This is a genomic window from Brevibacillus borstelensis (assembly GCF_036700025.1).
Taxonomy (GTDB): domain Bacteria; phylum Bacillota; class Bacilli; order Brevibacillales; family Brevibacillaceae; genus Brevibacillus; species Brevibacillus borstelensis.
Genome location: NZ_CP144922.1, coordinates 880200 through 890000, shown reverse-complemented (window position 1 = coordinate 890000; position 9801 = coordinate 880200). Strand labels below are relative to the sequence as shown.

Here is a 9801-nt window from a genome sequence, read left to right as displayed (position 1 = left end):
CCCGATAACCCGCTTCCTTGTCGTACTCCTGCAAGATAGCCTGCGCCTTGCTTTCATTTTGGCGCACTTCTTCATCCGTAAGCATCTGGTTCGAAGCACTCATCTACTCGTCACTCCCTTTCTTTTCAAGCTTGTATACAAACCGGTACCACCAAGGAAACCACTTGACGGAAAGCTCCAACGACGTACCCAATGGCAATACATCGGATAATTTCCACTGTTGACCACTGACTCGCAATACGTAATCGTCCCGGGTAATCAAATAGAGAATGGACTCGCGTCGATCATGCAGATCGGATACCTTGATCCAGCCGTCTTGAACAGTCACTTTCGCATCTGCAAACTCTGTGGGAACTCCTGCTCCGAAGGAACGAAAGGAGGTCTCTGCCAGCTCCATCCCATACAGCCAATGCACGCTGTACGTCTCTCTCCAAGGAGTAAGCTCGACAGAATGCACCCACTCCACTTCAAATTGATCGGTCATTCCAAGAGGCACTGCGCCGATTGTCTCTTGCTGGTGAAAATCGTTTAGAAATAAAAAGGGTTGGGGCCCCAGCGCCGTGAGGCCCACAAAGAGGAGAAGCAGCCTGAATATCCATTTCTTCATGATGTCTCCTCCCTTTTTATCAGGTCGTGCGATTGCATCGATTAGTTGAGAGCGCCAACTTCCTTATAGTATTTTTCTGCACCCGGATGGAGCGGTACCACGAGGTTCTTGCCCGCTTCTTTTACGTCAATGTCCTTGGCTGCGTTGTGCGCCTCTTTTAATGCATCGATATTTTCAAAGAAGGCTTTGGTCAGCTTGTACACCTGTTCATCGGAAAAGTCGCTCCGAACGAGCATGATGTTGCGAATTGCGGCTGTTTGGACAGGCTGATCGTTTTTATAGAGACCTGCCGGGATTTCCGCAGAAACGAAGAACGGGAATTTTTCCGCCATCTTGTCGACATCTTCTTTTTTGATCGGGACAATCTCCACGTCTTTGGTCGTCATCAGATCGATCACGGTAGAGTTCGGAAGTCCGGACGTTACGAATGCTGCGTCAATGGCGTTGTTTTTCAACTGCTCGATCGCCTCGGCGTAAGACAGGTAGTCCGCCTTGATGTCGTTGTAGGTAATACCGTGACCAGCCAGCACCATGCGGGCGTTCACTTCGACACCGGAGTTGGGTGCCCCTACACCGACGCGTTTGCCTTTCAGGTCGGCAATCGATTTAATATTGCGGTCTTTCAACGTAACGACCTGCACGTAGTTCAGGTACAGACCGGCCATTGCTCTCAAGTCCTTGATAGCGCCGCTTTCCTTGAAGTTTTCTTGTCCTTCGTATGCAAAGGAAGTAACGTCTGACATGACAAAGGCAAGATCGGCCTTTTTCGTCTTCAACAGATTGATGTTTTCAACAGAGGCGCCGGTAGATTGGACGGACGCATTGTAGCCCAGCTTCTCCTTGTAGATTTTCGACATGGCGCCGCCAATGGTGTAGTAAGGCCCCGAGCTTCCGCCGGTAGCGATTGTGAGGAACTTCTGCTCGGCTCCCCCACCGCCTCCTCCTGAAGCTTCTCCGCCAGATCCGGTCGAAGGCGCGGATTGGTTTCCACAAGCTGCGACAGTAAGGACAAGCAGCGTGGATGATAAGATCGTGAGCATTTTCTTCAACAATGTGACTCCCCCTTTTCTTTTTTGAAACCGTTTGCAACAAAATAAAGCAAGAGCCGTGCCACATCATGATTACACGAAAAATGACGCTTTTTGCCGTTCCGCTTCGGCGACAAAAGAGAAAAACCGGAAAAAATGTCCGAATCGGAGAGTCCTGCAAAATACCTCTGTTGAGGTTTGCGGATCGGGTAACGCACAGTATTTTTTTTTACAAAAAAGGACTTTAACGAAAAATGCAGTCCATTCTCCTTTAAGAGACGGGCTGCATTTTTTCTGCCAATTTTATCATCCGTTTTACATTTACGACGAAAGCCGTAAGTATTGCCTGTATTCGCATACGAAAGAGACCACGGTACTTGGCCTTGGTCATCCCATGATACCTTTTTAATTCAGCATTTTTGTGCTCAATAATCGGTCTGCGACGAATACGTTCTTTGAACGTATCGCTGTTTTCAAACTCGATTTGCGCCTTGTAGGGTTCCGCCACGATCCGGATGGAGTAGGTCTTGCTCTTTGCTCCTGGTTTGAAACAGCCTTCCCTAAGTGGGCATGTCTTACATTTCTCCGTATCGAAGTAAAAAACGAGAGAACGACTTTTGCCACTCTGCTTGCTTCCTTGGACAGCCTTTCGGATACTATGTTGTCCTGCCGGACAAATAACAAAGTCTGCATCCTTGTTGTACTCAAAGCCCTCTTGCTTCAGTCCCCCATTATGTACGACGGGGTTTAGCGGGACGACAGGTTTAATCCCCTTGGATTTCATCTCGGCCAAGTTATCTTTACCCGAATATGCGGTGTCAGCAATCACTTCTTGTACTTCTATTCCCACGTCAAGCGATTGGTTCAAAAGTTCTTTGAATTGTTTTCCGTCATCCGTACTTCCTCCGGTGACCTCCACAGCCGTAATGATTTCTTCATCCGTCATGGCAATATGCTCTTTGTAGCCAAAAAAGGATTTCGTATTGCTCTTCCATCCAAAGCGGGCATCTGGATCAATGGCCGACATAATGCCTTTATTGGCCAGCAGACGCTCATCTTCCACGATGGCCTTGGCGACCTTGATCTTCTCCGAGATGGAACCCTCATGATCGGGTAACAAAGTCTCGACTGTCTCTCCAAGTTCCGCCAAGTAGTGAAGCATGATCTTCTCGGCACCCTCTTGATCCTTCTTCAACTCCGGTAACCTCGGGAGTTTCTTTTCAAGTTTTGGATGCTTTTTCACCACAATACGGAATAAGCGCTTCGCCGCATCTCGCAGTACTTCAAGAGGCTTTTGTTTTGGCGAAGCTGCCAGTGTATAAGTGGAATCCACGATGATCGTCTTTGATTTCACAAGTCCTTTTTCGATGCACTGACGTACAACCGATTTGAGTACCTCGTCTACGGCTCCGGCTCCTAACCGATGATTACGAAAGCGGGATAACTGAGAGGGGTCAGGAAGGGTATCTTCTGGATTTAAACCTAAAAACCACTTATAAGCGAGGTTTACCTGCGTTTCCTGAATGATGCGTTCATCCGAAAGATTGTAGAGAACCTGTAAAAACAGCAAGCGAAACAGGAGCTCCGGCTCGTTAGCTGGTCTTCCGTAATGCTCACAATAAGAAGAACGAACCAATTCATGAATGAACGTGAAATCGACGATTTCATTGATTTTACATAATGGGTGATCCACGGGAATCAGTTTATATAATTCGGCATGGAAGGATGCCGTGATTTGTTTAGAGGGCTGTAGCAATGGTTCCAACTCTTTCGTTTTCTTTTTATTGTACATCAAAACCCGGTGTCGAAGCGGCACTGGGTTTCAGCCTGTTGAAAACCTACTGTTTCGGAGGAGAAGCATGTTTCCAGGCGGAGCGACTAGCGGAGTCCAGCCGAGCGGAACAGCGAAGCCCGGGGAGACAGAAGCGCAATCCATGAGTAACCTTCGGAGCTGCGCGCCGTTTTGCGCTTCCCCCGGGATCGCTGTGGAGCGGACAGTTTCACATCCTTGCAGGACGTAGACCGGAGCGCAGATCGGAAACATGCTTCTCCCCACTACAGCTACATTCTCGATAATTGAAACCCCAGTACCTAAGGGCACTAGGGTTACGGTTTACAGATATTAGGTGGACTTTTGCAGGGCTCTCGAATCGGGCGGAATTTTTTTCCGGTTATGGGGCCAGCGATTATTTACGACTCGAGATATTGCTTGAGTTTTTGACGCAATCCCCGCTCACTAATCCCCAGCTGATCGGCTGTCTTTTTGCGATGTCCGCCGTTCTTTTCCAGGGTGTGCAGAATTACCAGCCGCTCGGCCTCCTCCAGTGTCGCATTCGCCGGCACGAATACGCCCTCCTGACTCTTCGGAAAAAGGCGTTTTCCTGTCGGCTGGCTGACCAGGGAAGCGGGCAAGTCTTCCATGGTAAGGATCTCTCCCGCGGAGAGGGCTATCGCATATTCGATAATATTGGCCAGTTCCCTCACGTTGCCCGGAAATGAATAGGCGAACAGCTTCTTTTTTACATCCGGGCTGCATTCTTTCTTTTCCCTGCCCATGTTGGCTGCATAAAGATCGAGAAAATAGTCAACCAGGAGAGGCACATCCTCCGGCCGTTCACGCAACGCAGGGGTACGGATTGGAATCACATTCAGACGGTAGTACAAATCCTCGCGAAAGGTACCCTTGGCCACTTCCTCTTCCAAATTCCGATTGGTCGCCGCGATGAGACGGATATCTATCTCTTTTGTAGAATAACTGCCCAAGGGAGTCACGGTGCGCTCCTGAATGACCCGCAGCAGCTTGGCTTGCAGAGCAAGCGGCATCTCCCCGATCTCATCGAGAAAGACCGTGCCTCCGTGCGAACGCTCAAACAGCCCGGTTTTTTGCTGCACAGCCCCGGTAAACGCCCCTTTTGCATACCCGAATAACTCGCTCTCCAGCAAAGTCTCGGGTATCGCGGCGCAGTTTATTACGGAGAACGCAGCTTGGCTCCGAACCCCCTGATAGTGAATGGCCCTGGCGACCAGCTCTTTGCCCGTCCCGCTTTCTCCTGTGATCAGGATATTTGAGGGAATGTCCTTGACCTTTTCAATCAACTGATAAATTCGCTGCATTTGCTGGCTCTTCCCGATCATCCCGGCGTAGGACTGCTGCTGCTTGACAGCGGCGCTCAATACCTTTACCCTCTTGTGCAGCTTTTGAAATTCCAGCGCTTTGTTTATCAAGAGCTTCACCTCGTCCAGATGAAGCGGCTTGGTCAGGTAGTGGTACGCCCCCGCTTTCATCGCCGCTACAGACGATTCAATCGTTCCAAAGGCAGTCATCATGATAACCGTCAGGTCCGGACGCAGTTTTTTTAGCTTCGGAAGCAGCTCCAGTCCGCTGGTAGAGCCGAGATTGAGATCGAGCAGCACACAGTCGATCTCCTCTTGCTCAAGGACAGCGAGTGCCGTCTGCTCGTCCTTGGCTGTAAATACATCGAAATCATCCTCTAACGCAAACGACAGAGAGGCGCAGATTGCCGGTTCGTCGTCCACAATCAGCAAGCGTGTCATGGCTGTCCTCCTTCTATTCCCTACTGAAAAAACAGGGTGAACGTCGTGCCCTCTCCTTTTGTACTGCTGACATCAATCCGGCCTCCGTGTTCCCGCATGATTTTGTCGCTGACATACAGTCCCAGACCGATCCCTTGCGTCTTGGTCGTAAAAAAGGGTTCAAACAAATGGGGCAGCTGTTCCGCGCTCATCCCTTCTCCCGTATCGCTGACCGTCAGCTCCACGCCGTCCGCACTTTCCCGAGCCTTGATATGAAGCCGTTTTACGGAACTTGTCGACATGGCTTCCAGCGCATTTATCATCAAGTTGATCAGCACTTGTTTCAGCCTTCTGCGGTCGAGGCATACCTTGATTCCCTGAGGCACTTCAATATGCATTTCGACTTGCTCGTTTACCGCCCGTTTTGCAAACAGCCCCAGGACAGAATCCACCAGCATTTTGAGGTCCGTCTCCTCTATTTCCAACGGCTTGGAACGGGAGTAGTCCAGCAGGTCCTCCAGGATTCGATTCATTCGCTCCATTTCTTCCGGTACATAATGCAGCAGCTCGGAGCGAAAACGCTCGTCATCCAGCTTCTTTGGCAGCATATCGATAAAGGTTTTGATCGCTGTGAGCGGGTTTCTCAGTTCGTGAGCCATCCCTGCTGCCAATTGGCCGAGTGCATGCATTTTTTCCTGCGAAATCAGCCTCGCCTGCAGCCGCTTTTGCTCGGTCCTATCCTGCAGGCTGACGATCCACCCGACATGCTCGGAGACAGCGTTGCCAAAGGGAGCCATATAGTAGTGAAAGACGCGGACAGAAGATTGTTCCAACTGAAACTCTCCTTCATAAAAGGAAGGCTTGTCCGCCGCGAGAGCTTGTTCCACAGGCAGTTGCGGAAGCAGGGCACTGATATGCCGTCCGATCGCATCATCGTCTGTCAAAAGCAGCCGCCGCGTCACCTGGTTGACCAGCGTAATATGTCCGAAAACGTCCAGGGAGAGGATCGCGCTCTCCGTATTGTCCAGAACCTGCCTTTGGAACGCCATCACGTCGGCCAGTGCAGCCGTCTGGCGTCTCACCTCTGCTTTTAGCCGTTTGTTCCAGAAAAAGATCGTCACCAAGGTAATCGACACGAGTGCCATGACGACCAAAAGGCCGATCACTACTTTGCGATACCGGTCCGTCGCATGCGTTGCGTACGGTTCAAAGTAATGGCTGTACAGCCGGGTATAGGTTCCGTCCCGATAGAGCTTGTTCAACCCTTCGTTAATCTTGTCGAGCAGTTCATAATTGCCTTCCCGAACGGCAAAGGCGTAATCGGTCGGATTGATCAGACCGGAGCGCATCACGAACTCGTCTTGTTTGTTCGCCTTCTCCAGAAGGTACTCCGCTGTCCAGCGATTTCCGATAAACGCATCGGCTCTTCCCCTTATCAAATTGTCCAGGGCATCCCGCTGGTTGAAGGATACGAGCATTTTGACTCTTCGGACACTTTCCAGCAAGTCCATGCCGACATTGCCACGCTGTACAGCAACGACTTTTTCCCGCAATTGATTCAGGGTAAAAATCTCACTGTCCTGCTTGGGAACCAAAAGCACCTCGGACATGGTAAAAAACGATTCGCTAAAGTCGAAGACAAGATCGTAGCGGTTCGTATACTTGATGCCGAGAAGCACATCCACCTTTCCGTCCTTCAGATAGGAAAGGGCGTCCTCCCATTCCAGCGGCACATACTCCAGCTCATAGCCGTTCTCTTCGGCAATGGCCTTTATCAGATCAATGTTGAATCCGCTGGCCTTGCCGTTTTCGTCCATATACGCAAAAGGAGGGAGCTCCTTGTCGAAGGCGACGCGAAGCACCTTGTCACTGGCACCCGCCGGTTCAGGAAACAACGATAAGCACATAAACAAAACGGCTGCCCACAAGCAGTGATTCCTCACACTGTCCCCTCCCTCTCGTTTGTTTGCCGCATGCTTTTCCGGCTGGATCAGCATGGAAAAAGCCCCTGCCTGGACAGGAGCCTCAATTATCTTGCAACTGACGGCAAGGCGCTGTCGTCTTCGGTCTGTCAGTCTGCTGGTCTTTTATTTCTGATTGTCTGTCCGGGGGCTTTCTCTTCATTGCCGCCTAATACTCTTCACACAACATACCCTAATTACAATTACATTTTTCCGCGATTGGCAATTTTCCCTCTACATTATAGCGGATCAATCATGCCAAATAATAGTCATCCCGATTATATTACGCGTGGCTTGGAAAAACACCGTCACTTGCTCAAACAGGATCTCCTTTTCAAGATGACTGCGAAAAACACGCTTGAGGCCGCAGAAACGATCAATTTGAGAACAGCTTTTTCAGACAAGCCCATTGAAAAATAGGTCCACGCTTTGTATAAATCGGAAACTCCGGGTACCCATTGAACGGCAAAGGAAAACCCGAAAAAATCAGGCAAGCTGATGATGAGATAGGTAGTGACGAAAATTAGCAACGCTTTCATTTCCTCTCACCCCTTTTCAATAAACAGTAGCGGCTAATCCATCCCCAAACAAAAAAGCGGCTATAAGCCGCCACTTTAACATCTGGCTGCCCAGGCCTCTACTTCAACCTTCAGTTTGGGCTGCGCCAAAGCAGAAACATAAGCCATCGTTGTAGAGGGGGGGTTGCCACCGTGGAATTCTTTCCAAATGGCAGTAAACTGATCCCGATTGATCATCTCTGTTAACCAGATGTTTATTTTTAGTATACCTTCTGACGTAACGCCTTCACTGCTCAAAATGCTGGTTACATTGTTTAGAGCGTTTCTAAGTTGTTCTTCGACTCCTTCGGGCAGGTTTCCATCCCGATCTGTTCCTACTTGCCCTGATAGCACAAGTATGTCTGCCTCTCTTGGCACAATGGTCAGATGTGAATAGGAGCCTATTGGAGGTGCTACATTTTCAGGGTTTTTGCGAATGATTTCCAAACAGCTTCCTCCTCGCATTCCATTTGGATAATAATACCACAATGATAGGAGGGCTGGCGTCAAATTAACAGCATGCAATGTGCGATCTAGCCAGGATGAGAATGGCGAAAATCTATCGGCATTATACCATCCCGATTGCCGTTACCGCCGCTTTTGCAGTTCTGCCAGCACGTCGTCGAGCGGAAGCTTTTGTTCCCGCAGCAGCACAAGCAGGTGATACAGGAGATCAGCCGCTTCGTAACGGAGCTCGTCATGACTGCGATTCTTCGCCGCGATGATCACTTCGGCCGCTTCCTCGCCGACCTTTTTCAAAATCTTGTCTACGCCTTTTTCAAACAGATAGGTGGTGTAGGCGCCTTCCGGGCGCTCCGCTTCGCGTGAGGCGATCAACTGCTCCAGCTCGTTCAAAATGGAGAAACGGTCGGAAGAGACAGCCGATGGTATTTTTTCTTTCGCTAAAATGCTAGATTCAGTTGCCGCAGCAATGCCAGAACCAGCCGCTGCTCTTGCGTCCGTTTCAGTTGCAGTGCTTGCGTTCGCTTCAGTTGCGGCACTCGCCTCATCGCTTGCCGTGATTCCGACGGTTGTCAACTGTCCGGCAAAACAACTGTACGACCCGGTGTGGCAAGCCGGTCCTTGTGGAACAACCAGCACGACTAGGGCGTCTTTATCGCAATCGTATTTGATCGAAACAATTCGCTGCGTGTGGCCGGAGGTCGCTCCTTTGTGCCACAGCTCCTGCCGGGAACGGCTCCAAAACCACGTCTCCTTTGTTTCCAGCGACTTGGCCAAAGACTCTTTGTTCATGTAGGCGAGCGTCAGCACTTCCTTGCTCACGGCATCCTGTACAATGGCGGGGATCAGGCCGTTTTCGTCAAAACGGAGCGCCTCGATGTTTACAGTCAATGTCATGGTCGTATGTCGACTCCTTTCGCGAGCAGATACTCTTTTACCGCCTGGATCGAGGTCTCCTCATAGTGGAAAATGGAGGCGGCCAGAGCAGCATCAGCCTTACCTGCAGTCAGCACCTCCAAAAAATGCTCCCGACTACCGGCGCCTCCAGAAGCTATAACGGGAATCCCTACCGCTTCCGATACAAGCCGGTTCAGCTCGATGTCAAAGCCTTTCTTTTCTCCGTCGGCATCCATGCTGGTCAAGAGAATTTCGCCCGCTCCCAGAGCCTCGGCTTCCTGCGCCCACTCGATCAAATCCTTGCCTGCAGCATTTCGTCCGCCGTGGGTGTACACTTCCCACTTGTTCTCTCCGACCTGCCGTGCGTCGATAGCGACGACCACACACTGGGTGCCAAAGACCTGTGCCCCCTCGCGGATCAGCTCCGGACGCAGCACCGCTGCCGTATTCAACGAAATTTTATCGGCTCCTGCCCGCAGAATGCGCCTCATGTCGTCCACACTGTTGATCCCGCCGCCGACCGTGAAAGGGATCGTAATGTTGGCTGCCGTCTGTTCGATTACGTCCACCATCGTTTTGCGCCCTTCATGGGAGGCCGAAATGTCCAGGAAAACGAGCTCGTCGGCTCCTTCCTCGCTGTACTTTTTGGCCAGCTCCACCGGATCTCCGGCGTCGCGCAGCCCGAGAAACTGTATACCTTTGACGACCCGTCCGTCCTTGACGTCGAGGCAGGGAATGATTCGCTTGGCCAGCAT

General features: G+C 50.7%; 10 protein-coding genes (1 of these 10 cut by a window edge). All 10 read right to left on the bottom strand.

Annotation, left to right across the window (positions count from 1 at the left end):
• A protein-coding gene (locus V5G20_RS04110; RefSeq protein ID WP_031932621.1) for a TRAP transporter permease crosses the window boundary here: on the bottom strand, positions 1–103 show its 5' portion. Its footprint begins 1868 nt before the window's first position; 103 of the gene's 1971 nt are visible here — the first part of the coding sequence; the start codon lies at positions 101–103; its stop codon lies off the left edge, out of view.
• The gene (locus V5G20_RS04105) at positions 104–607 is read right to left on the bottom strand and encodes a DUF1850 domain-containing protein (RefSeq protein ID WP_003388233.1); all 504 of its coding nucleotides are present in this window, start codon (positions 605–607) and stop codon (positions 104–106) included.
• A gap of 41 nt (positions 608–648) precedes the next feature.
• A complete protein-coding gene (locus tag V5G20_RS04100; protein WP_024985338.1) occupies positions 649–1656 on the bottom strand; it encodes a TAXI family TRAP transporter solute-binding subunit in 1008 nt (335 codons plus the stop codon).
• Between the two features lie 250 nt (positions 1657–1906).
• Positions 1907–3391 carry an IS1182 family transposase gene (locus V5G20_RS04095; protein ID WP_422387982.1) on the bottom strand — a complete coding sequence of 495 codons (1485 nt, stop codon included), beginning with the start codon at positions 3389–3391 and terminating at the stop codon, positions 1907–1909.
• A 434-nt stretch (positions 3392–3825) separates the two neighbouring features.
• Positions 3826–5190 carry a sigma-54-dependent transcriptional regulator gene (locus V5G20_RS04090; protein ID WP_122958892.1) on the bottom strand — a complete coding sequence of 455 codons (1365 nt, stop codon included), beginning with the start codon at positions 5188–5190 and terminating at the stop codon, positions 3826–3828.
• Between the two features lie 20 nt (positions 5191–5210).
• The gene (locus V5G20_RS04085) at positions 5211–7166 is read right to left on the bottom strand and encodes a transporter substrate-binding domain-containing protein (RefSeq protein ID WP_003388236.1); all 1956 of its coding nucleotides are present in this window, start codon (positions 7164–7166) and stop codon (positions 5211–5213) included.
• Positions 7167–7438: 272 nt separating this feature from the next.
• Positions 7439–7669, bottom strand: a complete 231-nt coding sequence (locus V5G20_RS04080) for a hypothetical protein (RefSeq protein ID WP_039070232.1) — start codon at positions 7667–7669, stop codon at positions 7439–7441.
• A gap of 75 nt (positions 7670–7744) precedes the next feature.
• Positions 7745–8134, bottom strand: coding sequence for a RidA family protein (locus V5G20_RS04075; protein ID WP_003388238.1), 390 nt, complete (start codon positions 8132–8134; stop codon positions 7745–7747).
• Positions 8135–8275: 141 nt separating this feature from the next.
• Positions 8276–9046, bottom strand: a complete 771-nt coding sequence (hisIE, locus tag V5G20_RS04070; RefSeq protein WP_039070233.1) for a bifunctional phosphoribosyl-AMP cyclohydrolase/phosphoribosyl-ATP diphosphatase HisIE — start codon at positions 9044–9046, stop codon at positions 8276–8278.
• Entirely contained in the window at positions 9043–9801 is a 759-nt protein-coding gene (gene hisF, locus V5G20_RS04065) for an imidazole glycerol phosphate synthase subunit HisF (RefSeq protein ID WP_003388240.1), read from the bottom strand. Before hisF ends, hisIE begins: the two co-directional genes overlap by 4 nt.